General features: G+C 74.7%; 22 protein-coding genes and 5 pseudogenes. 14 read left to right on the forward strand and 13 right to left on the reverse strand.

Annotated elements, in window-relative coordinates; translation table 11 throughout:
• Positions 1 to 10: 10 nt before the first annotated feature.
• Entirely contained in the window at positions 11 to 763 is a 753-nt protein-coding gene (locus GEV43_RS28725; protein WP_160823358.1) for a TetR/AcrR family transcriptional regulator, read from the reverse strand.
• A 387-nt stretch (positions 764 to 1,150) separates the two neighbouring features.
• Between GEV43_RS28725 and GEV43_RS28730 the strand changes: the two genes are divergently transcribed.
• The 9 genes and pseudogenes from GEV43_RS28730 to GEV43_RS28765 all read left to right on the forward strand — a co-directional run bounded on the left by GEV43_RS28730 (position 1,151) and on the right by GEV43_RS28765 (position 11,198).
• Complete coding sequence (locus GEV43_RS28730) at positions 1,151 to 2,917, forward strand: chitinase (protein ID WP_206681515.1); 1,767 nt, start codon at positions 1,151 to 1,153, stop codon at positions 2,915 to 2,917.
• 174 nt (positions 2,918 to 3,091) lie between these two features.
• Positions 3,092 to 3,549: pseudogene (locus tag GEV43_RS56370) on the forward strand (lytic polysaccharide monooxygenase); the annotation flags it as partial.
• 57 nt (positions 3,550 to 3,606) lie between these two features.
• Complete coding sequence (locus GEV43_RS56375) at positions 3,607 to 3,855, forward strand: carbohydrate-binding protein (RefSeq protein WP_375539109.1); 249 nt, start codon at positions 3,607 to 3,609, stop codon at positions 3,853 to 3,855.
• Positions 3,856 to 3,989: 134 nt separating this feature from the next.
• Positions 3,990 to 4,403, forward strand: a pseudogene (locus GEV43_RS51265) (DUF305 domain-containing protein); the annotation flags it as partial.
• Positions 4,404 to 4,459: 56 nt separating this feature from the next.
• On the forward strand, positions 4,460 to 6,700 hold the full coding sequence (locus GEV43_RS28745) for a glycosyl hydrolase family 18 protein (protein ID WP_160823361.1): 2,241 nt from the start codon (positions 4,460 to 4,462) through the stop codon (positions 6,698 to 6,700).
• A gap of 152 nt (positions 6,701 to 6,852) precedes the next feature.
• A pseudogene (locus GEV43_RS28750) lies at positions 6,853 to 7,805 on the forward strand (alpha/beta fold hydrolase).
• Positions 7,802 to 8,716, forward strand: coding sequence for a metal-dependent hydrolase (locus GEV43_RS28755; RefSeq protein ID WP_160823362.1), 915 nt, complete (start codon positions 7,802 to 7,804; stop codon positions 8,714 to 8,716). Before GEV43_RS28750 ends, GEV43_RS28755 begins: the two are co-directional and overlap by 4 nt.
• 161 nt (positions 8,717 to 8,877) lie before the next feature.
• On the forward strand, positions 8,878 to 10,095 hold the full coding sequence (locus GEV43_RS28760; RefSeq protein ID WP_309239887.1) for an acyl-CoA dehydrogenase family protein: 1,218 nt from the start codon (positions 8,878 to 8,880) through the stop codon (positions 10,093 to 10,095).
• Complete coding sequence (locus tag GEV43_RS28765; protein WP_160823363.1) at positions 10,092 to 11,198, forward strand: acyl-CoA dehydrogenase family protein; 1,107 nt, start codon at positions 10,092 to 10,094, stop codon at positions 11,196 to 11,198. Before GEV43_RS28760 ends, GEV43_RS28765 begins: the two co-directional genes overlap by 4 nt.
• Before the next feature lie 27 nt (positions 11,199 to 11,225).
• Here the strand turns inward: GEV43_RS28765 and GEV43_RS28770 are convergent, their stop codons facing one another.
• The 8 genes from GEV43_RS28770 to GEV43_RS28800 form a co-directional block, all read right to left on the reverse strand.
• Positions 11,226 to 12,512 carry a cytochrome P450 gene (locus GEV43_RS28770; RefSeq protein WP_160823364.1) on the reverse strand — a complete coding sequence of 429 codons (1,287 nt, stop codon included), beginning with the start codon at positions 12,510 to 12,512 and terminating at the stop codon, positions 11,226 to 11,228.
• Between the two features lie 115 nt (positions 12,513 to 12,627).
• Entirely contained in the window at positions 12,628 to 12,843 is a 216-nt protein-coding gene (locus tag GEV43_RS28775) for a hypothetical protein (protein WP_160823365.1), read from the reverse strand.
• A 359-nt stretch (positions 12,844 to 13,202) separates the two neighbouring features.
• Positions 13,203 to 13,370: a hypothetical protein gene (locus GEV43_RS46995; RefSeq protein WP_164717152.1), complete on the reverse strand. Its 168-nt coding sequence runs from the start codon at positions 13,368 to 13,370 to the stop codon at positions 13,203 to 13,205.
• Positions 13,358 to 13,912: a hypothetical protein gene (locus tag GEV43_RS28780; protein ID WP_160823366.1), complete on the reverse strand. Its 555-nt coding sequence runs from the start codon at positions 13,910 to 13,912 to the stop codon at positions 13,358 to 13,360. The genes GEV43_RS46995 and GEV43_RS28780 overlap by 13 nt, the downstream gene beginning before the upstream one ends.
• On the reverse strand, positions 13,909 to 14,367 hold the full coding sequence (locus tag GEV43_RS28785) for a hypothetical protein (RefSeq protein ID WP_160823367.1): 459 nt from the start codon (positions 14,365 to 14,367) through the stop codon (positions 13,909 to 13,911). Before GEV43_RS28785 ends, GEV43_RS28780 begins: the two co-directional genes overlap by 4 nt.
• Complete coding sequence (locus GEV43_RS28790) at positions 14,364 to 14,894, reverse strand: MauE/DoxX family redox-associated membrane protein (RefSeq protein WP_160823368.1); 531 nt, start codon at positions 14,892 to 14,894, stop codon at positions 14,364 to 14,366. The genes GEV43_RS28785 and GEV43_RS28790 overlap by 4 nt, the downstream gene beginning before the upstream one ends.
• 25 nt (positions 14,895 to 14,919) lie before the next feature.
• Positions 14,920 to 15,339, reverse strand: a complete 420-nt coding sequence (locus tag GEV43_RS28795; RefSeq protein WP_160823369.1) for a hypothetical protein — start codon at positions 15,337 to 15,339, stop codon at positions 14,920 to 14,922.
• An 8-nt stretch (positions 15,340 to 15,347) separates the two neighbouring features.
• Positions 15,348 to 15,608 carry a hypothetical protein gene (locus GEV43_RS28800; protein ID WP_160823370.1) on the reverse strand — a complete coding sequence of 87 codons (261 nt, stop codon included), beginning with the start codon at positions 15,606 to 15,608 and terminating at the stop codon, positions 15,348 to 15,350.
• 286 nt (positions 15,609 to 15,894) lie between these two features.
• Here GEV43_RS28800 and dut point away from each other — a divergent pair.
• A pseudogene (gene dut, locus GEV43_RS28805) lies at positions 15,895 to 16,367 on the forward strand (dUTP diphosphatase).
• Positions 16,368 to 16,370: 3 nt separating this feature from the next.
• A complete protein-coding gene (locus tag GEV43_RS28810; protein WP_160823371.1) occupies positions 16,371 to 17,192 on the forward strand; it encodes a DUF3710 domain-containing protein in 822 nt (273 codons plus the stop codon).
• A 398-nt stretch (positions 17,193 to 17,590) separates the two neighbouring features.
• Here the strand turns inward: GEV43_RS28810 and GEV43_RS28815 are convergent.
• Positions 17,591 to 18,291 (reverse strand): annotated as a pseudogene (locus tag GEV43_RS28815) (PIG-L deacetylase family protein).
• Positions 18,292 to 18,430: 139 nt separating this feature from the next.
• Between GEV43_RS28815 and GEV43_RS28820 the strand changes: the two are divergent.
• The 3 genes from GEV43_RS28820 to GEV43_RS54070 are packed head-to-tail and all read left to right on the forward strand — an operon-like array spanning position 18,431 to position 24,261.
• Positions 18,431 to 18,718, forward strand: a complete 288-nt coding sequence (locus GEV43_RS28820; RefSeq protein ID WP_160823372.1) for an SAV_915 family protein — start codon at positions 18,431 to 18,433, stop codon at positions 18,716 to 18,718.
• Positions 18,718 to 20,064 carry a diaminopimelate decarboxylase gene (gene lysA, locus GEV43_RS28825; protein WP_160823373.1) on the forward strand — a complete coding sequence of 449 codons (1,347 nt, stop codon included), beginning with the start codon at positions 18,718 to 18,720 and terminating at the stop codon, positions 20,062 to 20,064. The genes GEV43_RS28820 and lysA overlap by 1 nt, the downstream gene beginning before the upstream one ends.
• Positions 20,065 to 20,112: 48 nt before the next feature.
• Positions 20,113 to 24,261 carry a HEAT repeat domain-containing protein gene (locus GEV43_RS54070; RefSeq protein WP_160823374.1) on the forward strand — a complete coding sequence of 1,383 codons (4,149 nt, stop codon included), beginning with the start codon at positions 20,113 to 20,115 and terminating at the stop codon, positions 24,259 to 24,261.
• Between the two features lie 18 nt (positions 24,262 to 24,279).
• Here GEV43_RS54070 and GEV43_RS28835 read toward each other — a convergent pair whose 3' ends face one another.
• The 3 genes from GEV43_RS28835 to GEV43_RS28845 form a co-directional block, all read right to left on the reverse strand.
• Positions 24,280 to 24,744 carry a hypothetical protein gene (locus GEV43_RS28835; protein WP_160823375.1) on the reverse strand — a complete coding sequence of 155 codons (465 nt, stop codon included), beginning with the start codon at positions 24,742 to 24,744 and terminating at the stop codon, positions 24,280 to 24,282.
• Between the two features lie 52 nt (positions 24,745 to 24,796).
• Positions 24,797 to 25,612 carry an alpha/beta fold hydrolase gene (locus GEV43_RS28840; RefSeq protein WP_160823376.1) on the reverse strand — a complete coding sequence of 272 codons (816 nt, stop codon included), beginning with the start codon at positions 25,610 to 25,612 and terminating at the stop codon, positions 24,797 to 24,799.
• 138 nt (positions 25,613 to 25,750) lie between these two features.
• Entirely contained in the window at positions 25,751 to 26,596 is an 846-nt protein-coding gene (locus GEV43_RS28845; RefSeq protein WP_241683079.1) for a class I SAM-dependent methyltransferase, read from the reverse strand.
• Between the last annotated feature and the right edge of the window lie 211 nt (positions 26,597 to 26,807).

The following is a 26,807-nucleotide window of genomic DNA, read 5'->3' on the forward strand; positions in this document are numbered from 1 at the left end:
CCCCGACCGCCTAGCCCGCGCCCGCGGGTTCGGGTGGGGCGGGCGGTCCGGGCGGGTCTCGGGGCGCGGCGGGGCGGTCGGCGTCGGGGTCGGTGGCGCCGACCGCCTGGAGCACGCCGCCGAGCACGCGCACCGACAGGTCGCGCACCTCCTCGCGGGTGAGGTCGTGCGCGCCGAGCCACGACACCGCCGCGCCCTCGACGAACGACAGCCAGCCTTCGAGGGCGACGCGCAGCGCGGGGCGCGGCGTGACGTCGCCGATCAGGCCGTACGACATGGCGGCGAGCAGGCGGCGGCGGGCGCGGTGGTAGAGGCCGACGACCTCGGTGTCGACGCCGACGCCGCCGCTCGTCACGGTCTGGAACGCCGACCGGTGCGACTCGGCCCACCCCAGGAACCCGTCGAGCGTGCGGATCAGCCGGTCGGTGGGGGACAGGCCGTCGAACTCCTCGGCGAGCGCGTTGAGCGACTCGGCGGCGTTCTCGATGACGGCGAGGAACAGGCCGCGCTTGCTGCCGAAGTAGTAGTAGATCAGGCCCTTGGCGACCCCGGCCTCGGCCGCGATCTCGTCGATGGACAGCAGGTCGTAGGGCCGGTCGGCGAACAGCGCCGAGGCCGCCTCCAGGATCGCGCCGCGCCGGGCCTCGCCCCGGCCGCCGTCGCGCGCCGGGGCCCTGCCGCGCCGGGTCGCGGGTCGCGGAGCGGGGGCGCCGCGCGCGGCACCGGGCGCGGTCGCGGCCTCCGGCGCGTCCTCGGCGACCATCGCGTTCCCTTCCGGCCTTCGTCCAGGGCCCGGCCAGGGTAGTCGGCGCCGGGCCGTCCCGGTAGCCCGCGCGGGGCCTCCCGGCGGTGGCGGGGAAGGCGGAGTTGCCATTCCCCAGGGCTCCGCGCTGGCAGTAGATGCCAATCTTTCCACGGTCGCGGGGTGGTTCGGTATCAGACCTGCGGTGGTTGCCGCGGAGGGAGCCATGCCCGGTGCGGTGGGGGCTTGCGGGCCGTTGACCTGCTGGTTAGTGTTCATTCAAATTTATAGGAAAGCTTCCTAATTAGTACTGACTCGGGGTTCGGGGGTTCCGTCCTACCGAAATCCTTGGAGTGAGTAATGCGGCGTTCCCACGCGCCTTCCCTGCGATCACGAGGCTTGTCCGTCATGCTGTCCGCCGCCGTCGCGGCGGCGGCCGCCGTCGCCCCCCTCGGCGCCGCGTCCGCCCGGGCCGGCAACATCCTCAGCAATCCGGGGTTCGAGGCCGGGTCGGTGGCCGGCTGGTCGTGCTCGGGCGGCGCCGGCTCGGCGGTCACCAGCCCGGTGCGCACGGGCGCGTACGCCCTCGCCGCGACCGCCACCTCGACCGACAACGCGCGGTGCACGCAGACGGTCGCCGTCAAGCCGTCCACCGCGTACACCCTGTCGGCCTGGGTGCGCGGCGGCTACGTCTACCTCGGCGTGGACGGCGGCCCGCAGACCTGGACGCCGTCCGCCTCCTCCTACACCAGGCTCAGCGTCGCGTTCACCACTGGAGCGGGCCAGACCTCCGCGCAGATCTTCCTGCACGGCTGGTACGGCAGCGGGACCTACAACGCCGACGACGTCGAGCTCGACGGCCCCGGCGGGCCCCAGCAGCCCGGCGCGCCGGGGACGCCCGGGACGCCGAGGCTCGGGACGGTCTCCGACTCCTCGATCGCGCTGTCATGGGGGGCCGCGTCCGGCACGGTCGGCGGGTACCGCGTCTACGAGGGCGACAAGGCCGTCGCGTCCACCGCCTCGGGGACGTCGGCGACGGTGAGCGGTCTCGCGGCCTGCTCCTCCCACACCTACACCGTCGCGGCGTACAACGACGCGGGCGAGTCGGCGAGGTCGGAGCCGGTCAGCGGGACGACGACGGGCTGCCCCGACACCGGGCTGCCGAAGCACGCGCTGATCGGCTACCTGCACGCCAGCTTCGCCAACGGCTCCGGCTACATGAAGATGGCCGACGTCCCGGCGGCGTGGGACATCATCAACCTCGCGTTCGGCGAGCCGACCTCGCCGACCTCCGGCGACGTCCGCTTCAACCTGTGCCCGGCGAGCGAGTGCCCCGGGGTGGAGAGCGAGGCGGACTTCGTCGCCGCGATCCGCGCCAAGCAGGCGCAGGGCAAGAAGGTGCTGCTGTCGATCGGCGGCCAGAACGGCCAGGTGCGGCTCACCACGACCGCCGCCCGCGACGCGTTCGTCCGCTCGGTCGGCGCCATCATCGACCGCTTCCACCTCGACGGCGTCGACATCGACTTCGAGGGCAACTCGCTGTCGCTGGACGCGGGCGACTCCGACTTCCGCGCCCCGAAGACCCCCGTGATCACCAACCTGATCGCGGCGGTGCGCGCGCTGAAGGCCAGGTACGGCGACGGGTTCGTCCTGACGATGGCGCCCGAGACGTTCTTCGTCCAGGTCGGCTACCAGTTCTACGGCCAGACGGGCGGCGGCGACCCGAGGACCGGCGCGTACCTGCCCGTCATCCACGCCCTGCGCGACATCCTCACCGTGCTGCACGTGCAGGACTACAACTCCGGCCCCGTGACCGGCCTGGACGGCCAGTACCACACGATGGGCTCCGCCGACTTCCACATCGCGATGACCGACATGCTGAAGGCCGGGTTCCCCGTCGCCAGGACCGGCCACACGTTCCCCGGCCTGCGCGAGGACCAGATCGGCTTCGGCGTCCCGGCCGCGCCGAGCGCCGGCAACGGCCACACCTCGGTCGCAGGGGTGCAGCAGGCCCTCACCTGCCTGGCCAAGGGCCAGCAGTGCGGCGGCTACACGCTGCGCGGCGGCCCGTCGCCCTCGCTGCGCGGCCTCATGACCTGGTCGATCAACTGGGACCGCTACTTCGGCTGGGAGTTCATGAACAACCACGAGCCGTTCCTCAACGCCCTCCCCTGACGCCCGCCCCCGACCCGCCCCCCGCCTCCGCCCCACCAGGTCTCCGAACCCGTCCCCGAACGGAGCGATGCGATGCGTACCCGATCGAAGGTCGCGCTGGCGGCAGCCGCCGTCCCGGTCACGTCCGTGCTCGCCGTGGTCGGCCAGGCCGTGCCCGCCTCGGCGCACGGCACCATGTCCGACCCGGCGAGCCGCGTCTACGTCTGCAAGAACGAAGGCCCCGAGAAGCCGAAGTCCGACGCGTGCAAGGCGGCCGTCGCGGCGTCCGGCACCCAGGCGTTCTACGACTGGAACGAGGTGTCGCTGCTCGACGCCGGCGGCCGGCACCGCCAGATCATCCCGGACGGGCAGCTGTGCAGCGCGGGCCGGGCCAAGTACCGGGGCTGGACCTCGCCCGCACCGACTGGCCCGCCAAGCGGGTCTCCCCGGGCCCGCTGACGATCACCTACCACGCGACCGCGCCGCACTCCAACAGCAACTTCGAGTTCTACATCACCCGCGACGGCTGGAGCCCGTCGCAGCCGCTGCGCTGGGGCGACCTCGTGCCGCTCCAGTCGTTCGAGCACCAGTACCCGACCACGTTCACCAACTGGACGCTCAACCTCCCGCAGCGCACCGGCCGGCACATCCTCTACTCGATCTGGCAGCGCGTCGTCGGCAGCGCGGAGGCGTTCTACACCTGCTCCGACGTGGACTTCGGCGGGAGCGGCCCCACCCCGACGCCCACGCCGACGCCGACCGGCACCGCCACGCCGACCCTCACGCCGACCCCGACGGCCACGCCCACCCAGCCGGCCGGGACGTGGGCGGCGGGCACCGCCTACAAGGCCGGTGACCGGGTGACGTACCAGGGCGCCTCGTACGAGTGCGTTCAGGCGCACACCGCGATCCCCGGCTGGGAGCCCCCGAGCACGTCCGCGCTGTGGCGGACGGCCTGAGGCCAGGGAGGTCCGCGATGAGGTACGCCGTCCTCGGGCTGGCCGCGGCCTGCGCCCTCCTGCTCGCCGTCCAGTGCGGCGCGCGGGGGAGCGGCGGCGCCGGCCCGGGACGGTCGTTCAACGGCACCGACGTGATGGTCCTCCAGATGCTGGTGCCGCACCACGGGCAGGGCGTGCGGATCGCGCGGCTGGCGCGCGGCCGGCCCGTCCGGCCGCAGGTCGCGACGCTCGCCGCCGCGATCGAGTCGACGCAGGTCGGCGAGGTCAGGGCGATGGCGGGCTGGCTGCGCGGCTGGCGCCGCCCGCCCACCGCGCCGGCGCACGACCACGCCGCGCACGGCGGGATGCCCATGACGCCCGAACGCGAGATCGCCGCCCTGGCCGCGTCCCGCGACGCGGGCTTCGAACGCCGCTTCCTCAACGTCCTCATCGGCCATCAGGACGACGCGCTCCAGATCGCCCGGCTGGAGACCCGGTCGGGCCGCAACGCCCGGGCGCGCGAGCTGGCCTGGCGCATCGACGCGTCCCGGACGGCTCAGATCAAGCAGATGGTCGCGTTCCTCAATCCCGGAAAACCCGTCCCCCGCAGAAATAGGTCCCTGGTATGCGCCGATTGGTCAGCACGCTCCTCGCCGCACTCCTGGTCGCCGTCGCGTTCAGCGCCGTGCAAGCTCCCGCGCACGCCGCGGGACGGCTCCTGGCGGCCTTCTCCCAGTCCGGAACGACCGCGAAGTACGTCGTCCGGAACGACGGCGACGCGGCGGTCACCGGATGGACGCTCGAATTCGAGCTGCCGTCCGGCGTCACCGCGAGCAACGCCGAACACGCCACGATCGCCCAGAACGGCACGCGGGTGACCCTGACGCCCGCCTACTACATCAACACCGTCCAGCCCGGACGCAACACCGAGCCGTACAGCCCGACGTTCTCGCTCAGCCGGGCGGTGGAGCCGACGGGCTGCCGGATCGCCGACGCGAACTGCGACGGGTCGGCGGACGCGCCGCCGGGCGCGCCGGGCGGTCTGCGCTCGACCGCCACCACCACCAAGACCGTCTCCCTCGCCTGGAACGCCGCGACGCCCGGCAGCGTGCCGATCGTCGGCTACGAGGTCTACAACGGCTCGGCGCTCGCCGCGTCGGTCACCGGGACGACCGCGACGGTGTCCGGCCTGACGCCGAACACCCCGTACACGTTCACGGTGAAGGCCAAGGACCGCAAGGGCGCGCTGTCCCCGGCGAGCGCCCCGTTGCAGGTGAAGACCAACGACCCGGCCGAGGACACGATCCCGCCGTCCGTCCCGGGCGACGTGCGGAGCACCGGCAAGACGTCGGGCAGCGTGTCGCTCGCGTGGAACGCCTCGACCGACAACAAGGGCGTCGCCAACTACGACGTCCTCGTGGACGGGAAGGTCGCGACCACCGTCACCGAGACGAAGGCGACCGTGTCGGGGCTGACGCCGTCCACCGAGTACTCGTTCACCGTCAAGGCCCGCGACCTGTACGACAACGTCTCGGCCGCGTCCGCCGCGGTGAAGGCGAGGACCGACGACATCGTCAGCGGCAACGCCCGCGTCGGCTACTTCGTGCAGTGGGGCATCTACGGCCGCCAGTACTTCGTCCGCAACCTGGAGACCACGGGCAACGCGGCGAAGCTCACCCACATCAACTACGCGTTCGGCAACATCGACCCGAAGAACCTGACCTGCCTCCAGGGCGTCACCAAGGGCACGACGCAGAACCCGCAGGACCCGAACCAGGGCGACGGCGCGGGCGACGCCGAGGCCGACTACGGGCGGCCGATGAGCGCCGGCCAGTCGGTGGACGGCGTGGGCGACACCGGCTGGGAGAAGCTGCGCGGCAACTTCAACCAGCTCAAGAAGCTCAAGGCCAAGCACCCGAACCTCAAGGTCCTGATCTCGCTCGGCGGCTGGACGTACTCCAAGTACTTCTCCGACGTCGCCGCGACCGACGCGGCCCGCAAGAAGTTCGTCGCGTCCTGCATCGACACCTACATCAAGGGCAACCTGCCGGTCTACAACGGCGCGGGCGGCCCCGGCACCGGCGCCGGGATCTTCGACGGCATCGACCTGGACTGGGAGTGGCCCGGGGCCGAGGGCCACGCGGGCAACCACATCGGCGCGAACGACAAGGCCAACAACACGCTGCTGATCGCCGAGTTCCGCCGCCAGCTCGACGAGCTGTCCAAGGACACCGGCAAGCGCTACCAGCTCACCGCGTTCACCCCCGCCGACCCGGCGAAGATCGCGGCCGGCTGGGACCTGCCCGAGGTCGCCAAGTCCCTCGACATCTTCAACATCCAGGGCTACGACTTCCACGGCGCGGGCAGCGACAACTCCTGGGAGCCCAACCGGACGGGCCACCAGGGCAACCTCTACACCGACACCGACGACCCGTACCCGTTCCACTTCAGCGTCGAGAACGCCGTGAAGGTCTACCTCGACGCGGGCGTCAACCCGCGCAAGCTCACGATCGGCCTCGCCTACTACGGGCGGGGCTGGCAGGGCGTCGCCGAGGGCGGCAAGCGCGGCGAGTGGCAGTCGGCGAACGGCGCGGCGCCCGGCCAGTTCCAGGAGGAGGCCGGCACGCGCGGGTACAGCAACCTGATCGCGATGGTGCCGAACTGCACCGTCACGCACGACGAGCAGGCGGTCGGGACGTACTGCTACACCGGCAGCGGCGGCCAGTGGTGGACGTTCGACGACACCTGGTCGATCGGCAAGAAGGCGGCCTGGCTCAAGAGCAAGGGGCTGCTCGGCGCGATGATCTGGGAGATGTCGGGTGACACCGGCGTCCTCACCAAGGCCCTGGACGACGGCCTGAAGTGATCCTCCGCCCGTGAACGCCCGGGGCCGGTGACTCCCTCCGTCACCGGCCCCGGTGCATGCCCGCCCCCGGCCCCGCGTCCGGTCGGGCCGCGGTATTGACTTTCGTTCAACTCCTTCCCATATTAGATTCCAGTCTAATTTGGTGGTGGGCGATGGACGTCAGGACGCGCAGGGTGAGGTCCGACGGAGCCAGGCTGGCCGTGCGCGAGTACGGCCCGGCCGGGGGCCCGGTCCTCGTGCTCGTGCACGGCTACCCGGACGAGCAGTCGGTGTGGGAGCCGGTCGCCGGGATCCTCGCGGCCCGGTTCCGCGTGGTGACCTACGACGTGCGCGGGGCCGGCGGCTCGTCCCGCCCCGCAGGACCTGGGCGTACCGCATGGAGCACCTGGCCGGCGACCTGCGCGCGGTGATCGACGCGGTCTCCCCGGACCGGCCCGTCCACCTCGTCGGGCACGACTGGGGGTCGGTGCAGGGCTGGGGCGCGGTCACCGGCGACCGGGTGGACGGCCGCGTCGCGTCGTTCACCTCGATCTCCGGGCCGTGCGTCGAGCACTTCGGGCAGTGGGTCCGCGACCGGCTGCGCCGCCCGACGCCGCGCAACCTCGCGCGGCTCGGCGGGCAGTTCGCGCGGTCGTGGTACCTGGCGTTCGGCGCGATCCCCGGGGTCGCGAACGTCGCGTGGCGGCTCGGGGGCGCGCGGCTCTTCCCCATCGTGGTCGAGCGGACGGAGGGCTTCGAGCGGACGCCCGCGCCCACGTTCCTCAAGGACGCGGTGCACGGCGTGAAGCTGTACCGGGCGAACGCGCTACGGTTCCTGCGGCCCGGCTACCTGTGCCGGACGGACGTCCCGGTGCAGGTGATCGCGCCGACGCGGGACGCGTTCGTGTCGCCGCACCAGTCCCTGGACCTCGCGCGCTACACCGACCGGCTGTGGCGCCGCGAGATCGCGGCCGGGCACTGGGGCGCCGTCCGCCGCGACCCCGCCGCCGTCGCCGGGTGGATCGCCGAGCTGGTCGAGCACGTCGAGGGCGCGCCGGAGCCGCCGGCGCTCCGCGCGGCCCGGCTGCCCGCCGCGGGCGGGGTCCTGGAGGGGAGCGGCGCGTGAGCGAGATCGACGAGCGCCACCCGGTCATCACGCCGCGCCGGGTGCGGTTCGACTGGGACGGCACGCCGCTGCACTGGATCCCGGACGAGCCGGTCGCGACCCACTTCATCAACGTGCTGCACCTGCTCCTGCCCGCCGGGGAGCGCTGGTTCGTGCACGTCTACAAGCAGGCGCTCCCGCTCGTCGAGGACGACGAGCGGCTGCGCGCCGAGGTCAAGGGCTTCATGGGCCAGGAGGCGGTGCACGCGTACTCCCACCAGGGCGTCCTGGACCGGCAGATGCTCGCCCGGGGCCTGGACCCGCGCCCGCTGACCGCGCGCGTCGAGTGGATGTTCAAGGTGCTGCTCGGCGACCGGCCGCCGCTGCCGCTCCGGCTGCTGCCGCGCCGCCGCTGGCTGAACCTGCGGATCGGGATCATCGCCGGGATCGAGCACTACACCGCCGTCCTCGGGCAGTGGATCCTGGACGCCCGCGAGCTGGACGAGGCGGGCGCCGACCCCACGATGATGGACCTGCTGCGCTGGCACGGCGCGGAGGAGGTCGAGCACCGCTCCGTGGCGTTCGACGTGTACGAGAAGGTGTCGGGCAAGTACTGGCTGCGGTTCGTGGCGTTCTTCCTCGGCGTGCTGGCGCTGCCGATGGCCGTCTACCTCGGCGCGGCGTACCTGTGCGCGAAGGACCCGACGCTGAAGGGCGTACGGCCGCGCGTCCGCGACTACCGCCGCGCCGTCCGCCGGGGCGTCTTCCCGAGCAACCGCTTCATGGTCGCGGCGGCCCGCTCGTACCTGCGGCGCGACTACCACCCGTCCCAGGAGTGCTCGACGCGGAAGGCGACCGACTACCTGGCGACCTCGCCCGCGGCCCGCGCCGCCGCCGCTCCGCCCCCCGGCCGCGACCCGGGAGCCGCCTGAGGGGGGCGCCGAGACCGGCGGTCCGGGCGCCGTCAACCGCGCCCCGGCGCCCGGACCGCCTACCTCGAACGGACGCAAGGGAAACCGAATGGCGTTCCAATCCGGCGTCGCAGGGGTTAGCGTAAGCGGACGCTGACCGCCGTTCCCCGGGAGGGACACCCGTGACGGATCCGGACGACCACGCCGCGAGCCTGGAGGAGTACGGGCGCCGCGTCCGCGCCTGGCTGGAGGAGCACGCCTCCGGCCTGCCCGCCGATCCCGGCCTGGACGCCGCCCGCGCGTTCATGGCCGCGCTGTACGACGCCGGGTACTCCGGCATCACCTGGCCGGCCGAGTACGGCGGGCAGGGGCTCGGGCAGCCGGAGGAGCGGGCGTTCCAGCAGGCCGCCCGCGACTTCGCGCTGCCCCTCGGCGTCTTCGGCATCGGGCTCGGCATGTGCGGGCCGACGCTGCTGTCCATCGGCACCGAGGAGCAGAAGCGCCGCTACGTCCGGCCGCTGCTGCGCGGCGAGGAGATCTGGTGCCAGATGTTCTCCGAGCCCGGCGCCGGGTCGGACGTGGCGTCCCTCCAGACGCGCGCCGTCCTGGACGGCGACGCGTGGGTGGTGGACGGGCAGAAGGTGTGGACCTCGGTCGCCAGGCAGGCCGACTTCGGGCTGCTCATCGCCCGCACCGACCCCGGCGTGCCGAAGCACCAGGGCATCACCATGTTCGTCATCGACATGCACGACCCGGGCGTGACGGTCCGGCCGCTGCGCGACATGACCGGCGAGGCCCACTTCAACGAGATCTTCTTCGACGGCGTGCGGGTCGCCCCCGACCAGGTCGTCGGGGAGGTGAACGGCGGCTGGTCCGCCGCCGTCACCACGCTCCTGCACGAGCGCGTCTCGATCGGGATGGGCGCCGCGCGCACCGAGCGGCCCGCCTCGTTCGCCGCGCTGTCGGACGCCGCGCGCGAGCGCGGCCTGCTGGAGGACCCGGCCGTCCGCGAGCAGCTCGTGGACCTCTACCTCCAGGAGCGCGCGTTCGACCTGCTGAACGCCCGCCTGTCGCAGGAGGTCAGGGCCGGGATCCAGCCCGGCGCGCGCGGCTCGGTCAGCAAGCTGCTGCTCGCCGACCTCACGCTGCGCAGCGCCGACGTCGCCAGCGAGATCCTCGGGCCCGAGTCGGTCGCCCACGGCGCGGAGGAGGGCTCAGGGAAGATCGCCCGCGCGCTGTCCTGGGGGCCCGGCATGGCGCTCGGCGGCGGCACCAACGAGATCATGCGCAACATCATCGGGGACCGCGTGCTCGGCCTGCCCCGCGAGCCGCAGGTGGACCGCACCGTCCCGTTCCGCGACCTCAAGGTCGGCACGCAGGAGAAGGAGGCCGGCAGGTGAGGCTGATCCGCACGGACGAGCAGCGGGAGCTGGCCGGCTCGGTCCGGTCGTTCCTGGCCGACACCGCGCCGATGGCCCGGGTCAGGGAGGTCGCCGAGTCGGACGAGGCGTTCGACCGGACGGTCTGGGACCGGATGGCGGGCGAGCTGGGCCTCGCCGGGCTCGCGGTCCCCGAGGCGTACGGCGGCGCGGGCGCGGGCCACGGCGAGGTCGCGGTCGTCATGGAGGAGCTCGGCGCGGCGCTCACGCCGTCGCCCTACCTCGCCTCCGCCGTGCTGGCCGCGAACGTGCTGCTGCGCGCGGGCGACGAGGGCGCGGCCAAGGACCTGCTGCCCGGCGTCGCGTCCGGCGCGACGCTCGCCACGTTCGCCGTGCCCGTCCAGGGCGACGCCCTGCCCGCGGCCTCGCCCGCCGCCGGCGCGGCGTCCGGCGGCGGGCACGAGCTGCGCGGCACGGCCGCCCGCGTGCTGAACGGCGCGGAGGCCGACCTGATCCTCGTCCCGGCCGACCTGCCGGACGGCTCGCGCGCGGTCTTCGCGGTGGACGGCTCGGCGGCCGGGGTGACCCGGACGCCGCTGGCCACGCTCGACCTGACCCGGCCGCAGGCGCGGATCGGGTTCGCGGGCACGCCCGCGCGGCGGATCACCGACTCCCCAGAGGCGGTCTCCGCCGCGCTCGACCTGTCGGCCGTCGCGCTCGCCGCCGGGCAGCTCGGCGTGCTGCGCCGCTGCCTGGACGTGATCGTCGAGTACGCCAAGCTGCGCGTGCAGTTCGGCCGGTTCGTCGGGTCGTTCCAGGGCGTCAAGCACCGGCTCGCCGAGATGCACTGCGTGCTGGAGCAGGCCGAGTCGGTCGTCCGGTACGCGGCGTGGGCGGCCGACGAGAGCCCCGGCGAGCTGCCCGTCGCCGCCGCGCTCGCCGGGTCGTACCTCGGCCGCGCCGCGTTCGGCGTCGCCAAGGACAGCCTGCTGCTGCACGGCGGGATCGGCTTCACCTGGGAGCACGACGCGCACCTGTACTACAAGCGCGCCAAGGGCGACGAGCTGCTGCTCGGCCCGCCCCGCGCCCACCGCGCCCGCCTCGCCGAGCGCCTCGGCATCTGAGGCCCGGCAGGGCCCGCCGGGTGCGCGTCAGTACGTGTAGCGCAGGTGCTTGATGCCGTTGATGAAGTTGGAGTAGAGGCGGTCGGGCTCCCCGGCGGAACGGATGCCGGGGACCCGGGTGAACAGCTCCCGGAACATCACGGTGATCTCCCGCCGGGCCAGGTTGGCGCCGAGGCAGAAGTGCGGCCCCGGGCCGCCGAAGCCCACGTGCGGGTTGGGCGAGCGGGTGATGTCGAACGCGTCCGGATCGTCGAAGACCGCCTCGTCGCGGTTGGCCGAGTTGTAGAACAGCAGCACCTTCTGGCCCGTCCGGTACAGCTGCCCGTTCATCTCGTGGTCCCTGGTGACCGTCCGCCGGAACTGGATCACCGGCGTGGCCATCCGGACGACCTCCTCGACCGCCCCGGCGATCCGCCCGTCGAAGTCGTCCAGCAGCAGCGCCCGCTGGTCCGGGTGGTCGGTGAACAGCTTCAGCCCGTGCGAGATCGCGTTGCGCGTCGTCTCGTTCCCGGCGACGACGAGCAGGATGAAGAACGAGCCGATCTCCTGGTCGGTCAGCGACTCGCCGTCCACGTTGGCCGAGACGAGCGCGGACACCAGGTCGTCGCCGGGCGCGCGGCGGCGGCGCCGGGCCAGCTTCATCGCCAGGTGGTTCAGCTCGTACCCGGCGGTCATCGCCTTGGACAGGCCGTACAGCACGCCGCTGCGGGTGATGCCCTCGACCTCGAACCGCTTGCCGCCGGTGTACTCCGGGTCGCCGATGCCGAGGATGATGTTGGTCCGGTCGTACACCATCGGCCGCTCGTGCGCGGGGATGCCCATCATGTCGCAGATGACCTGTACGGGCAGCCGCGCGGCGACGTCGGTGACGAAGTCGCCGCCGCCCCGCCGCGCGACCAGGTCGTCCACGATCCGGGTCGCGGTCGCCTGGAGGTCGGTCTCCAGCTTGGCCAGCACCCGCGGGGTGAACGCCCGCGACACGATCCGCCGGATCTTGGCGTGCCGCGGGTCGTCCATGTTGATCATCGAGCCGAAGTAGCGGGCCATGTAGCGGGGCAGGTCGGCGACGCTGTTGGAGCACGGCTCGCTGCTGAACACCTCGGGCGTCCGGCTGGCCTCCACCACGTCGGCGTGCCTGGCCAGGGCGTAGTAGCCCGGCCCGGTCTTGATGAACGGGAGCTTCAGCTCCGGGAAGAACGCCGGCCGGTCCCGTTCCCGCAGCTCCCGGAACGCCGCCAGCCGCCGCTCGGGCGGCCGGGACCAGAACGCCAGGTCCGACAGGTCGATCCGCTCGTCCACCTCGGTCGTCGCCATGCGCACCGTCCCCGGAGTCCAGAACCTCGTTCGGTTCCCATGGAACCGACGCCCTCGCGTCCCGTCAAGGGAGCGACCGCGCGAACGGCTCCCGTACGCCCTCGTCCTCCTCTGATCAAACCACCAGGAGGACGGTGAGGGCCGCCAGGGTCGCCGTAGCGGCGGCGTTCCTGATCAGGGGCATGCGGACGGCGACGGCCGCGGCGCGGCCGAGGTCGCGGGAGAGGTAGGTGAGCGCGGCGCTCAGCGCGCGGCCCGCGCCGAAGGCGGTCCCGGCCGCGACGACGGCGGGAGCGCCCGCGCCGCTGAGGAACAGGCCGGCCGCCAGCACGTACGGGCTGCTCGCCGAGACGTACGTGCGGACGCCCGTGCCCAGCTCGAAGCCGAACTGGAGCGAGCCCCGGCGAAGGCGCGCCTGGAGGACGTCCTGCGGGATCTGCCGCGCGTTCTGGGGAGCGGGACGGCGATCACGCCGAACTCGCGCAGGACGCCGACCGCGGCCACGGCGAGGATCGCGGCCGTGCGGGCGTACGAGGGGAGCGGCGCGGCGAGGCCGGACAGCAGCCAGATCACCGTCGCGCTCAGAGTGCCCCCGAGGACGAGCCCGAGGGTGAAGACGGCCAGGACCTCGCCCTGCCGTACGTGACCCCGCCAACCTGGCGAGAACAGCACCGATTCGCTGTTGCGCGTTCAAACACTGCCCGAGAGGGCGTACCCGGCCATCGCTCCGACGGACGCCCAGCACAGCACCGTCGCGTCCAGCGCGGCCGCCGCCAGCGCCAGCAGCGCGAGCGCCGCGACGGGCAGGAACGGCTCGGTCAGGCCGCGCCGCATGCGGCCCGCGGTCACTTGCGGCACGAGGTGGCCTTGCGGCAGATGGTCTTGTACCAGGTCCCCTGCTTGGACTTCTTCCAGCCGTCGTGGCACCGCCACGTCACGCCCTTGGCGCAGCTCCCGCACTTCTTCGAGTACGCCCAGAGCCAGCCGTCCCAGCCGCCGCCGTAGCACTGGTTCGGGCGCAGCTTGTACCGCCCGGGGTCGGTCGCCCCGGTCTTGTGCCAGCCCTTCCACTTGCCGCTCGTCTGGCAGCAGGACGAGCACACGACGCTCGGGCCGCAGCCGGGGGAGCAGTTGTGGTTGCGCGCGTACGACGGGCAGCGCCCGTAGATGTCGGTGTAGCCGCGCAGGCTGAACCCGTCCGTGAGCGCCTGCCGCGCGGGCGGGAACACCCCGAGCGCGTTCAGCCCGGCCGTCGCGCCCGCCGCCGCGAGCCCGGTCAGCACGCTGCGCCGCACGGGCCGCGCCACCGCGCCCGGGTCGGAGTGCGCCCGCCGCCGGACGCGCTGGGCGCCCTTCGGCCGGGGCCCGCGCAGCGGGGGAACGTCCTCAAGCTCGATCATCGCGCCGCCTCCAGCCCGTCCAGCGCCTCGGGGGAGCCGACCGGCTCCGCCGCCCGCACCCGCCCGTCCTCCCCGACGACCACGGCGAACGGGGTGGCGGGGACCCCGTACTCCGCGAACAGCCCGTCGCCCTCCCCGGCGAGCACGGTCAGCTCCGGCGGCAGCCCGCCGGGCGCCGGTCCGGAGAAGATCGCGTGGGTGGGCCGCCCGAGCGCGCCCGCCGCGGCGAGGACGTCGGAGCACACGCCGCAGTCCCGGTCGAGGAACAGCAGCAGCCCCGGCCCGAGCCGGTCGAACGCCGGCGCCCGCGTGCCGGGCCGGGGGCCGAGCTCCGCCCGCCCGGCCGGCCCGCCCGGCCCGAGCGCGTGCACCCGCCGTACGAGCCCGGCCACGACCAGCGCGAGCAGCAGGATCGCCACCCACGACAGCAGCAGCGCACTCGTCGTGAAGCTCATCGCGCACCCTCCTCGATCATGGCCTGCGGCAGCGTCCACAGGATCACCGCGAGGCCGAGCCCCGCCACGGCCGCCACGGCCCGCTGCGCCGCCGGGACGCCGTCCGGCGGCCCCCAGCCGACCCCCGCCGCCGCGAGCGCGGCCAGCGCCGCCGCCCGCGCCGCGACCCAGCCGGTCATCGGCGTGGCGGCGTCCCCGGCGCAGCCGCACGGCACCCCGCGCGGCCGGGTCCGGGCCACGTACGCGGCGTAGGCGGCGTACCCGGCCAGCAGGACGGCCCCGGCGCCCAGCCCGGCGCGGGCCGTACCGTCGTGGCGGAGGAGCACGCCGAGCGCCCCGGCCGTCCCCGCGACCGCCTCGGCGGCCACGGCCAGCCACGCCGTCGGCGCGGCGAGGGACCGGGGCAGCACGCCCTGGGCGCGCAGCGCGGCCGCCAGCAGGCCCGGCTGCCTGAGCTGCCCGAACAGCGAACCCAGCAGGATCACGGGCACGGCTACCGCGCCGGCGCCCGCGAGCAGCGCGCTCACCGGCCGCCGCCCGCCGCCGGGGCGGTCATCGGACCGCCTCCACCGCCAGCCCGGCCAGGCGGCCCGGCACCTCCCGCACCCGGTGCTCCTCCGGCAGGACGGTCACCAGCAGCGACTCCAGGGCCAGCAGGAAGTACGGCCCCTGCCCCTCGACCGCGTCCTGGAACAGCTCGCCGCCCGCCACCGGGGCCCCGCGCCAGGACGGGAGCCGCTTGCGGGTCTGCCCGTTCAGCGCGGTGATCTCCAGGAGCCCGACGCCCGGGACCTCCTTGACCAGCTCGGCGGGCTCGGGCCGCCGGGCCCGCCCCTTCGGGACGGCGACGACGCCGTCCTCGTGCTCGCTCAGCCGCAGGGACCCGAAGAACGCGACGGCGTCGGCGGGCCCGCCGTGGTAGAGGTGCGTGAACACCGCGTGCCGCCGCCCCTCCCACACCGCCGCCAGCACCGGGTCCGTCAGCCCGGTCTCCGCGTCGCGGGACGCGGTCCTGCCGACCCGCAGCCGCCCCCCTGCACCCGGAACTCCTGGTCGAACCGTTCGACCCCGATGTCGTCCGCCCAGGACAGCGCGCCCTCGCGGGTGCCGCTGGAGATCTCGTGCAGCAGGCCGCCCGAGGCGATCCGCGCCACCGATGTGCAGGGCTTTCCGAGGTCGTGGGTCCCTGCGATCCGGACCCGGATGCCGTCGAGGGACCGATGGGTGACCTGACGCCTCATGCCGCGACCCTTCGTGCGCGAGGTACGGTCAGTGACGAACGTGACGCTACGCGCGAGATATCCCCAGCGGGGCAAACCAGCCGGAAGTGGTCACCCCTCCGGACCCGGTATCGTCACCGCGTGCACCGCCGCCGCCCGCCCGCGGGACTCGCCCGTGGCGGCGCGCTTGCCGAGGGGTCGGACCGGGCGGTCGGTAGGGTCGTCTGGCCGTACGGCGCGCGCCGCCCGGAGACCCACGACCTCCGCCCGGCGCCGTCGGCGTGGACTCCGAGCGTGAGGTGAATCCGTGAGCAAGGTCGACGTCCTCATCCAGCGGTTCGACCCCGGGCTGCCGCTGCCCGCGTACGCCCACGCGGGCGACGCCGGGGCCGACCTGGTCACCGCCGTCGACGTCGAGCTGCCCCCGGCGAGCGGGCCAGGGTCCCGACGGGCGTCGGGATCGCGCTGCCGGACGGCTACGCCGCTTTCATTCACCCCCGTTCCGGTTTGGGCGCTAGGTTTGGGGTGACCATCGTCAACGCACCCGGTACGGTCGATGCCGGCTATCGGGGTGAGATCCAGGTGACCCTGCTGAACACCGACCCCCGCGCCACCGTCCGGCTGCGGCGCGGCGACCGCATCGCGCAGATGGTCGTGCAGCGGGTGGAGCAGGCGGTGTTCCACGAGGTCTCCGAGCTTCCCGGATCGGCCCGAGGGGCGAACGGATTCGGATCCACGGGCGGTTTCGCGGATAATGAGCACAGTCGAGAAGGAGCGTGAGTCGTGGCTTTTGGACGTCGCCGGCAGGCCGAGGAGCCCGCGAAGGGTACCGAGGTGACCGAGGAGCCGGTGGAGGCCGAGGAGGCCGCCGAGGAGGCTCCCGCGCAGTCCGGCTCCGAGGACGGTGGACCGTGGGACTCCGAGGAGGAGTACCCCGAGCTCCAGCGGCTCGATTTCGGCTCGATCCAGGTCCCCGTGGCGCCGGGGCTGGGCTTCCAGGTCAACTTTGAGGCCACCCAGGTCGACGACGAGGGCAACCCCCTCGACGGGCGGCCCGTCGCCGTGCTCGTGCAGTACGAGGAGTCCGCCATGCAGCTCCAGGTGTTCGCCGCGCCCAAGCGCAGCGGCATCTGGGAGGACGTGCGGCGTGAGACGGCCAAGGACATCGAGGAGGAGGCGCAGGGCCAGACCCAGGAGGGCGACGGCCCGTTCGGGCCCGAGCTGCTCGCCATGGTGCCCGCGCCGCTGACCGAGGAGGTCCTCGCGGAGATGCCCGACGAGGTCCGCGAGCAGATCCCCGCGGAGTTCGTCGAGCAGGGCTGGGCCCCGCAGATCATCCGCTTCATCGGCGTGGACGGCCCCCGCTGGTTCCTCCAGGCCGTGGTGCAGGGCGCCGCGATCGAGGACGAGGAGCAGTGGCAGGTCCTGGAGGACGTCTTCCGCGGCACCGTCGTGTTCCGCGGCGACGCCCCGATGCCGCCCCGCGACCTGCTGGAGCTCCAGATCCCCAAGGAGTTCTCCGAGGCGGGCGAGGACGGCGACGAGGAGAACGTCGAGACGTTCGACCCGTTCGAGCGCGGCCCGGAGATCACCGAGGTCCGCTGACCGTCCGGCCAGGCGCGGCGGTCGGCCCGACGCGCCGGCCTGGCGCGCCGGACCGCCCGGTACGCCTGTCTGGTACGCCTGCCCGGCTCCGGCCGAGAGCACCGCGAAGCCCGCCGCGGGCGCGCGCCCTTCCGCGCGCCTCCGGCGGGCTTCGCCGTTCCCGTGCGCCCCGCCGTCCCCTGCCCGCGCTCGCACCGCCGCCCACCGGCCGCGTGGCCGGTGCCGGACCTTGCCAGGACGGGCCCGCGGGAGGTCAATCGAGGCATGTCGAAGAAGACGCGCAAACGCCGCACCCGCAAGCGCAAGAGGGCGAACGGCGGCAAGCGGCCCAACGCCCGCCACTGACCGTCCGGCCCCCCGGCTCCTCCGGACCCCGGAACCGGCGGCCGCGCCGGCGCTCAGGTCTCGATGAGCTCGAACGGCATGGCGTGGGTGACGCCGGCGGTGCGGCCGGCCGGTTCGACGATGCCGGTCAGGAACGCCTCGCCGTCGAAGCCGGCGCCGAGCTCGTCGTAGTAGACCTTGTGGGCCAGCAGCGAGTCGACGCCCGCCCGGAGGTACCCGGTGACGTCCACGTAGTGGCCCGCCTCCGGCGAGCCGCCGAGCAGCGCGAAGCGCACGCCCTGCCACGGCTCCAGGTCCAGGTCGCGGAAGACCCACCGGTTGGCGGCGTCGCGGACGGCGTCGACGGCGGCGAGGCCGAGGGCGCGGTGGTCGGCCATGTTGAACGCGCCGCCCGGGAACCGCTCGCGGAAGTTCACCGAGATCACGACCTCGGGGCGGTGCCTCCGGATGGCGGCGGCGAGGGCGCGGCGCAGCGGCAGGCCGTACTCCAGCGTGCCGTCCGGCAGGTCGAGGAACTCGATCGTCTCGACGCCGACCGCCCGCGCCGCCTCGACCTGCTCGGCGCTGCGGACCATCCGGGCCCGCTCGGGTCCATCGAGTCGATCCCGGCCTCCCCGCGCGTGGCGAGCACCTCCACGACCGACTTGCCCTGCGCGGTCCACTTGGCGACCGCCGTCGAGCCGCCGTACTCCAGGTCGTCGGGGTGCGCGACGATCGCCAGGGCGCGCCGCCAGTCCTCAGGTACCGGTTCCATGCCCCCATCTTCGCCGATCTTGTTAGGGCGGCGTGAGGGTTCCCCTCCGGCGCGTAAGCATCCCGTAGCGAAAAGGATCAAGACCCGGTCCCGCGCCTAGCGTGGGCTGCCTCGAACGGCCTAGGGAGGGGACGGGCTGGTGGACGGGTTGTTCATCGTTCCGGTGAGCGAGCGCGGCGGCGGAGCGCTGGCGCTGCGGACCGGGCGGGTCGGCCGCGAGCGGGTCGGGATCGCCTTCAGCGGCGAGGACCGGCTCCGCGCGGCGTACGGGGACGGGCAGCGGTGGACGCGGCTCGGCGAGCGGGCCCTGCGGGCGCTGCTCGCGCCGCTGGGGGTGACGCGGATCCAGGTCGATCCGGTGTTCGTCGGGCCGGAGGTGCCCGTCGTGAGCGCGCCGAGGCGCGCGGCCCTGGCCGGGCGGCGCTGATGGCCGCGACGCGCGAGCGGGGCCCCGCGCCCGTCCTGGACGGCGCGAGGGCGGGCCGCGGGGTCTGGCCCGCGACCGCGCACCCCCACGCGGACGGGGACGTCTCGGTCGGCGGGGTCAGGCTGACCGCGCTCGCCGAACGGTTCGGGACGCCGCTGCACGTGGTGGACGAGGACGACGTGCGGCGCCGCTGCCGGGCGTTCCGCAGCGCCTTCCACGACGGGGAGGTGGCGTACGCGGGCAAGGCGTTCCTGTGCCGGGCCATGGCGCGCTGGGCCGCCGAGGAGGGGCTGTCGCTGGACGTGTGCTCGGCGGGCGAGCTGGCCGTCGCGCGCGCGGCGGGCTTCCCGGGCGAGCGGACGCTGATGCACGGCAACGCGAAGACGCCCGAGGACCTGCGCGCCGCGCTCGGCCACGGCGTCGGCCGGATCGTGGTCGACTCGTTCCACGAGATCACCCGGCTCGCGGCGCTGGCCTCGGAGGGCGCCCGGCCGCGGCTCATGGTCCGCGTCACCCCTGGCGTGGACGGGCGCACGCACGCGGCCGTCACGACCGGCACCGACGGCCAGAAGTTCGGCTTCTCGCTGGCGTCGGGCGCGGCCACCGAGGCGGTACGGCGCGTCCTCGGCCAGCGCGGGCTGGCGCTGGCGGGCCTGCACTGCCACATCGGCTCCCAGATCACCGACCCCGCCGCCTACGAGGAGGCGGCCCGGCGGATGGTGGGGCTGCTCGCGGCGGTGCGCGCGGAGCACGGCGCCGCGCCGCCGCAGCTCGACCTCGGCGGTGGCTTCGGCGTCGCGTACCGGCCGGGCGACCCCGAGTTGGACCCCGCCGCCGTGGCCGAGCGCCTGCGCCGCGCGGTCCGCGCGGCGTGCGCGGAGCACCGCGTCCCGGTGCCGCGCCTGACCGTCGAGCCGGGCCGCGCGATCGTCGCCCGCGCCGGGACGACGGTGTACCGGGTCGTCAGCGTCAAGCACGGCGTCGCGGGCGGCCTGCTCGTCGCGGTGGACGGCGGGATGAGCGACAACCCGAGGCCCGGCCTGTACGGCGCGCGCTACACCGTCCGGCTCGTTGGCCGCCGGGGCGCGGGCGGCGACCGCGCCGCGACCGTGGTCGGCCGGCACTGCGAGGCGGGCGACGTGCTCGTCCGGGACGCCCGGCTGCCCGCCGACGTCCGCCCCGGCGACCTGCTCGCGGTGCCGTGCACGGGCGCGTACCACCATGCGATGGCGTCCAACTACAACCTCGTCCGCCGCCCGCCCGTCGTCGCCGTGCGGCGGGGACGGGCCCGGCTGCTCGTGCGCCGGGAGACGGTCCACGACCTGCTGGCCCGCGACGTCGGCTGAACGCGCGGCCGGTGCGCCGGTGGCATGGCCGGATCCTAGGATCGGGCCATGCCACGCGTTCCGGACACGGCCGCCCTGCCGCGCGTCGGCGCGGACCCGAGCGTTCAGGATCTTCCGCCCGCCGCGCTGCGGGCCCTGATCGAGCACGACGACCCGGACGCGCGCCGCGTCGGCCTCGTCCGCCTGGCCGAACGGCAGGACGCGGAGGAAGACGGGTTCGCGTGGGCGGGCGTCCTGCCGGAGGCGCTGGACGCGTCGCCGGAGGCCGCGCTGGCCCAGGCGCGGCTCCACCTGCGCTTTCGCCTCGGCGCGCTGCCCGGGTGGCGGGCCGCGCGCGAGGCCCCGGTACGGATCGCGTGGCTGGCGGCGGAGCTCGCCTCCCGGCCCGAGGCCGTACGCGAGGAGCCTGCGGGGGAGCTGCTGTATCAGGCCGTTCGCGCGATCGGGGCCGCCGACGCGCGCGACCCCGAGGCGTTCGTACGCGAACTGGCCGCGCGGAACGACGCCGTCCTACGCGAGGAGGCGTTCCGTGTGGCGCGCGAGGCCCTGCACGCCGCGCTCCTCGCCCCCGCGCGGGCCCGTCCCCTGATCGCCGACCTCGCCATCGGCGCGGGCGGCGTCGGCGGAGCGGTGCGGGAGCTGGCGGAGCCGTGGGCGGCGCTCGACCCGCTTCCCCGGCACCGCGTCCTGCCGTTGCTGGACGGCGGCTGCCCCGAAGAGGCGGTGGACGTCGCGGCGCGGCACGGGCACCCGGACCTCCTGCGGGACGTCGCCGCCGACCCCGGCCGCCCGCCGCGCGCACGGCGGCGGGCGCTGGAGGCGTACGGCGACCTGGCCGAACGCGGCGACGTGCCCGGCCTGTTGCGCGTCGCGGCGGCCGATCCGCTGCTGCTCGCGGGCCCCGCCCTGCGCTGCCTGCGGCGGATGCACCGGCGCGGGCGCTTCCCGGCGGACGGCGACGTGCCCGCGATCGTCGGCCTGGCGCTCGCCGACCACGGGATCGGGGCGGACGGGTTCGCGGCCGTCGTCTTCTCGTCCCGGCGCGCGGTCGTCCGCGAGCTGACGGCGGCCGCCGGCGCGGACGACGCGTCGTGGCCCCGCCGCCTTGAGCTGCTCGTCGCGCTCGACGCGCAGGGCGCGGGGGAGCTGGGGATCGGGGACGCCGTGGCCGCCTCGGCTCGTTCGGCGGAGGACCCGAGGCCGTTCCTGCGCGCGCTCCGGGCGCTGCGCCACGTACCGGCGGAGCAGGCGGTCATCGACCTGCTGCCGCGCGCACCGCGCGAGGCACTCGACGCGCTGGAGGCCATCGGCGGCCCCCGCACCGTCGCGGCCCTGCGCGACGGGCTCGGCGCGGACGGCGAGGCCGTCGAGCATCTGCGGCCGTTCGCGTCCCGCGCGCTGGAGGTGCTGTGGCATCTCACCGAGGACGCGGGGGAGCGCCGTTCGCTGCTCGCGCGCCTGGACCCTCGCAGCGTGCCGCCGCGCATCGCGGACGACCTCGGCGGGCCGGACGCGGCGGAGCTGGCGTTCCTGCGCGCGGACCTCGACCCGGACGCTCCGGCCGGGGCCCTGTGCCGGATCGCGCGCAACGGGGACGCGTCCACCGTGCCGGCCGTCGCCGACCTCCTCCTGCGCGTCGTGTCCGACCTCGCCGCCGCGTGGAGGTCGGGGCCCGAGCCGTCCGTCCCGGACGCGGCGCGCGCCGCCGTGCGCGACCTCGGCGCCCGCCTCTTCCGGAGGGGCGCCGTCCGCCCGCGCTGCCTCCTCGACGCGGACGGACCCGAGTCCGCCGGGAACGCCCTGCTCGCGAGCGTCGCCCTCGACCTCGCGGACCGTCCCGGCCTCACGGCGACCGAGCTGGCGATCCTGCTCGGGCTGCTCCGCGGCGTCCCGTACCGGCGGACCAAGGCGCGCGTCCACCCGCTGCTGCGGCACCGCGACCCGGACGTCCGCAAGCACGTGATCGCGCTCCTCGCGGACGACGCCGAGGACCTGTCGGCGAGTCTGGTCCCGCTGGCGTCCGGCGACGACGCCCGGACGGTCCGGCAGGCGGTGCGCGCGCTGGCAGAAGCCCGCGCGACGTGGGCGGCGCCGGTGATCGCCGCCTGCCTCGACCACCCCAACATGAACGTCAAGAAGACCGCCGCCGACGCGCTCGCCCGCGCGGGAGCGCCCTCGGCCGTGCCGAAGCTCCTGTTCTGGCTGGGCGCTCATGACAACCCCGGCTTCCGCGAGTCCCTGGCCGGGGCGCTGCGGGCCGTGCTCGGCGACGCGTACGCCGCCACGGTCGTCGCGGCGGCCGACCACGCCGCCACCGAACGAGCCCGTGACCTCCTCCTCCGGGCCGTCGCCCTCACGCCCCGTTCGATCGCGGCGCTGGCCGCGCAGGGGTCGCCGTCCGGCGCGGCCCTCCTCGCCGCCGCCCCCGAACGTTCCGCGCCGCCGGACGCCGACCTGCACGCGCTCACGACCCGGGGCTGGGACGAGGAGGCCGCACGCCGTGTCGTTCGCGCGCACGACCCCGCGACGCCGCCCGATCCCCGCCTGCGGCCCCTGCTCGCGCGCTTCCTCGACCTGCCCGGCGCGTTGCGCTTCGCTCTGCGGCTGTGCCCGCCGCCCTGGAAGGACGAGGAGGCCGCGGCGTTCGCCCGCCACGCCGTACGGCTGGCCGAGGCGCTTCCCGGCGGCCCCGACGCGCCCGAACGGCAGCGCACGCTCGACGTCCTCCTGCGCGCGGTCCCGTTCCTCACGACGGGCGAACGGCTCGCCCTCATCGGACGGCTCCGGTCGCTGCCGCTGGCCCGTCCCGGGATCGTGCTGCTCCGCGCGTGCGGGGCCGTCCTCACGCGCGCCGACCTCGATCGCGCCCTCAACGCCGCGGCGAACGGCCCGGACCCGTGGTTGGCCGAGGAGGCCGTCCTCCGCGAGGCGTTCGCCCTGCCCTCCTCGCCCGCGCCCGAGGAGGGCTCACGCGAACGCCTCAACGCCCTGATCGACGCCTACCGCACCGCCGACCGCGAAGAGACGCTCGCCCGCATGACCGAGCTCCAGCCGCTCGGCGCGCCGCCGTGGACGATCGCCGAGGACGCCGCGCGCCCGGCGCCCGCGCCGCGCGTCCCGAGCGCCGCCGACCTCGACCAGCCGCGTTCCTCGGCGCAGCGTGAACGCCTCCTGTCCATGCTGGACGACCCGCTGCCGTCCCGCCGCGAGACCGCCGCCCGAACGCTCCTCGCCTGGCCCGAACCGGAACCCCGCCTGGCCGTCCTCCACGCCCACCTCGCGGGCCGCGTCACCGTTCCCGCCCACGACCTGGCCCCTGCGCTGGCGCTCGCGCCCGCCGAATCCGTTCCGGAGGACGACGCGTCCCTAGCACGGCTCGCCGGACTCGCGTCCCACCTCACGGGGTCCGACCTGGAACGCCTCGTTCCGTTCCTCCTCCGCGCCTGGGAACGCGACCCCACCGGCCCTGCGCGCCACGCCCTCGACCGCGTCCCGCGCGACGTCCTCGCCACCGCCCTCTCCGGACGGCTCGAAGCGGGCGCATGGGGCGTGCTCGACCTGCTGAAAGGTGCCCGCCTGACCCGTACGCCCGCGCTGGCCCGGACGCTCCAGCGCCTGCGGGACGAGGGCCGCGCCGAACCGTTCACCCTGGTCGACGGCCCGCTGCACACCCCCGACACCGCCGCCGCACTGGCCGCCCTTCGCACGAGGACGCCGCCGCCGCGGCCCCCGTCCCGCGCCGAGCTGTTCCGCCAGGCGCGTGAAGGAACCGTGGAGGAGATCCGCCGCGCCCTCACCGAACTCGCGGAACAGCCGCCGGACGACGCTCTCGCGGACCTGCTCAACGAGTCCGTCACCCACTCCGAGGCCCGCGTGCGGCTCCACGCGCACCGCCTCTCCCGCCGCGTCCTGGACCGTCCCGCCTACCTGGACCAGACCGTCCGCCTGCTGGACGACCCGCGCCCCGACATCGTCCGCTCGGCCGCCGCGACGCTGGGCCACGCCGCCTGGGAACCCGCGGTCCCGGGCCTGGTCGCGCTGCTCGCGCACCCGCGCCCGGCCGTCCGCGACGCCGCCGCCGAAGCCCTCGTCCGCATCGGCATCCCGGCGTCCCCCGCCCTCAGGCACGCCGCCGCCCGAGCCCGCCCCGACCGCCGCCCCCGCTACACGGCGGTCCTGGAGAGGATCACCGCCTGAACGCCGCCCCGGCGCACCTCACCCGCCCGCCCCGGGGCATTCGTAGTGGTCGACGGCCTCGAAGGCGGGCTGGATGGCCTTCCCGTACAGGGGGTCGACGACGTCGCGCACCTTCGACCCCGCCTTCAGCTTCCTCGCGGCGGTGCGGATCGCCTTGAGGACGGCGCGGAACCGTTCGGCGATCCCCGGCGGTGCGCTCGCCTGCATCCGCTCGCCCATGTAGAGGAGGATGGCGGCCCTCTTCCGCAGGTCCTTGAAGTCCAGCCGCCTGCCCTCCGCCGCGCCGCCCACGTCGGCGCGGAACACGACGGCGCCGACCTGGAACGCCTCCAGGTCCAGGCAGAACGCCGACGAGGGCGCCGCGGACGGCGACGGCCGGGACGCGGACGGCGACGCCGCGGCCCGGGGCTTCTCGCCCTCGGAGCAGCCCGCGACCAGCAGCGCCGCGGACATGGCCAAGATCCACACACGGGAGCCGTTCATGGCCGGAGCGTAGGCGACGCCCTCCGGGAGGGGGCCCGCCGCGCCCGGCGGATCAGGACGTGATGAAGTCGAGCAGGTCGGCGTTCAGCTCGTCCTTGTGGCTGGCGTAGATGCCGTGGCCGCCGGTCGGGTACTCGCGGTAGACGGCGCCGGGGACGAGCGCGGCGGTGCGCCGGCCGGTGACGTCGATCGGCGCGGAGAAGTCGGCCGCGCCGTGCACGACGAGAGCCGGGACGGTGATCTCGCGCAGCGACGCCCGGTGGTCGGCGTGGAACAGGGCCTGCTGGCACTGGAGGACGGCCCACGGCGACGCCGACAGGCACTGCCGGTAGGTGAGGTCCACGTGCTCGGGCGACACCCGGTTGCCGAGGTGGGTGGCGAAGAACGCCTGCGCCTGGCGGGCCAGCCACTTCGCCCGGTCGGCGCGGATCTGCGCGATCACGTCCTCGAACGCGGCCTCGGGGATGCCCTCCGGGTTGTCGCCGGTCCGCTTCAGGAACGGCAGGACCGCCGACACGAACGCGACGCGCGCGACGCGGTCCTCGCCGTGGCGGGCCAGGTAGCGGGCCGACTCGGCGCCGCCGAGCGAGTGGCCGACGAGCGTGGCCCCGCGCAGGTCCAGGTGCTCGATCAGCGCGGCGAGGTCGTCGGCGCAGGTGTCCGGCTCGTACCCGGTGGACGGGCGGTCCGAGCGGCCGTGGCCCCGCCGGTCGAACGCGACGCAGCGGAAGCCGCGCTCGACGAAGAACGGGATCTGGTGCTCCCACATGTCGGCGTTCAGCATCGCGCTCGCCACGAACACGATCGGCTCGCCCTGCCCGTAGTCCTCGTAGGCGATGCGAGTGCCGTCGGCGCTGGTGAAGTACATGTCGTCCCCTTTGTCGTTCGCTCGCGCCCAACCTAGGGAGCGGCGGTCGAACGAGGCGATGACGCGCGAGGTAATGCCATTCCGTACCCACCGCGTAAAGGCGAGCAGTTCTGGCCCGACGCGCGTCACCGCCGCCGTTCAGGCCCGCGCGCGGACGAGCATCGACAGCTCGGCGGGCGCGAGGGAGTCGGCGCGCGTCCCGAGGACGTCGTTCTCCCGGACGTGCTCGACGGTCTTCAGGCCGTGCTCGGCGAGCAGCGCCGACATCCCGCCGGGGTCGAGGAACGTCGTCCACGGCTCGCCCCCCTCGGCCGTCACCGCCGAGACGGCCGAGGCGTACGCCCGGCCCGCGCCGTCGCGCAGCTCCGGCGGCAGCAGGTAGTCGGCGACCAGCTCGGTGCCGGGCGCGAGGCCGCCGACGACCGCGAGGGTCCGGCCGATCGCCTCCCGGGACAGGTACATCGTGACGCCGAGCCAGCTCACCAGCGCCGGCCGCGACGCGTCGAACCCCGCCTCCTCCAGGCGTCCGAGCAGCCCGGCGGCGGGCTCCGCCTCCAGGTCGGCGGCAACGAACGCCACCGAGCCGGGGACCGCCACGCCCGCGCGGGCGAGCGCGTCCCGCTTCCACCGCTGCGTCGCCGCACGGTCGACCTCGAACGTGCGCACGCGGGCGGCGAGCCCCGAGCGGTAGGCGAACGAGTCGAGCCCCGCCCCCAGGACCACGTACTGGCCGATCCGCCCGGAGGCGGCTTCCTCGGCCAGCAGGTCCTCGGTGTAGCGGCTGCGCGCCGTGGCGGCCGCGCGCGCTCGGGCCAGCACGGGATGCGTGCCGTGGGCCCGGTGGTAGCCGATCAGCTCCTTGGCCCGTTCGCCCAGAAGGGCGGACGCGAGCGTGTCGGAGAAGACCGCGGGCGGATCGTCGACGATGAGATGCGCGGCACGCGCGGCGGACGCCATGAGCGCCGACTGACTGACTTCCATCATTCTGCCGAATATAACGCCCGACTTCTCGATCATAGCACAATTCAAGCAATTCTTCCAGCGTCATCAAGACACAATTCAGAAACGAATTTCTGCTTCCGTAATCTGTGGCCGCGCCTTTCGCGGACCAGAAATGGCCTCCCTTCGGGCGCGCCGGGTCCGGGCCCGCCGGAGCGCGGGCGAGGCGGCGTCCGCGTTAGGGGGTGTTAAGCCT

The organism is Actinomadura sp. J1-007 (genome assembly GCF_009793335.1).
GTDB lineage: Bacteria > Actinomycetota > Actinomycetes > Streptosporangiales > Streptosporangiaceae > Spirillospora > Spirillospora yumaensis.

Coding starts and splice junctions, on each gene's coding strand:
- GEV43_RS28725 (WP_160823358.1), bottom strand. CDS start 763: ATGGTCGCCGAGGACGCGCCGGAGGCCGCGACCGCGCCCGGTGCCGCG.
- GEV43_RS28730 (WP_206681515.1), top strand. CDS start 1,151: ATGCTGTCCGCCGCCGTCGCGGCGGCGGCCGCCGTCGCCCCCCTCGGC.
- GEV43_RS28745 (WP_160823361.1), top strand. CDS start 4,460: ATGCGCCGATTGGTCAGCACGCTCCTCGCCGCACTCCTGGTCGCCGTC.
- GEV43_RS28770 (WP_160823364.1), bottom strand. CDS start 12,512: ATGGCGACGACCGAGGTGGACGAGCGGATCGACCTGTCGGACCTGGCG.
- GEV43_RS28780 (WP_160823366.1), bottom strand. CDS start 13,912: ATGATCGAGCTTGAGGACGTTCCCCCGCTGCGCGGGCCCCGGCCGAAG.
- GEV43_RS28785 (WP_160823367.1), bottom strand. CDS start 14,367: ATGAGCTTCACGACGAGTGCGCTGCTGCTGTCGTGGGTGGCGATCCTG.
- GEV43_RS28800 (WP_160823370.1), bottom strand. CDS start 15,608: ATGAGGCGTCAGGTCACCCATCGGTCCCTCGACGGCATCCGGGTCCGG.
- lysA (WP_160823373.1), top strand. CDS start 18,718: ATGGCCGCGACGCGCGAGCGGGGCCCCGCGCCCGTCCTGGACGGCGCG.
- GEV43_RS54070 (WP_160823374.1), top strand. CDS start 20,113: ATGCCACGCGTTCCGGACACGGCCGCCCTGCCGCGCGTCGGCGCGGAC.
- GEV43_RS28835 (WP_160823375.1), bottom strand. CDS start 24,744: ATGAACGGCTCCCGTGTGTGGATCTTGGCCATGTCCGCGGCGCTGCTG.
- GEV43_RS28840 (WP_160823376.1), bottom strand. CDS start 25,612: ATGTACTTCACCAGCGCCGACGGCACTCGCATCGCCTACGAGGACTAC.
- GEV43_RS28845 (WP_241683079.1), bottom strand. CDS start 26,596: ATGATGGAAGTCAGTCAGTCGGCGCTCATGGCGTCCGCCGCGCGTGCC.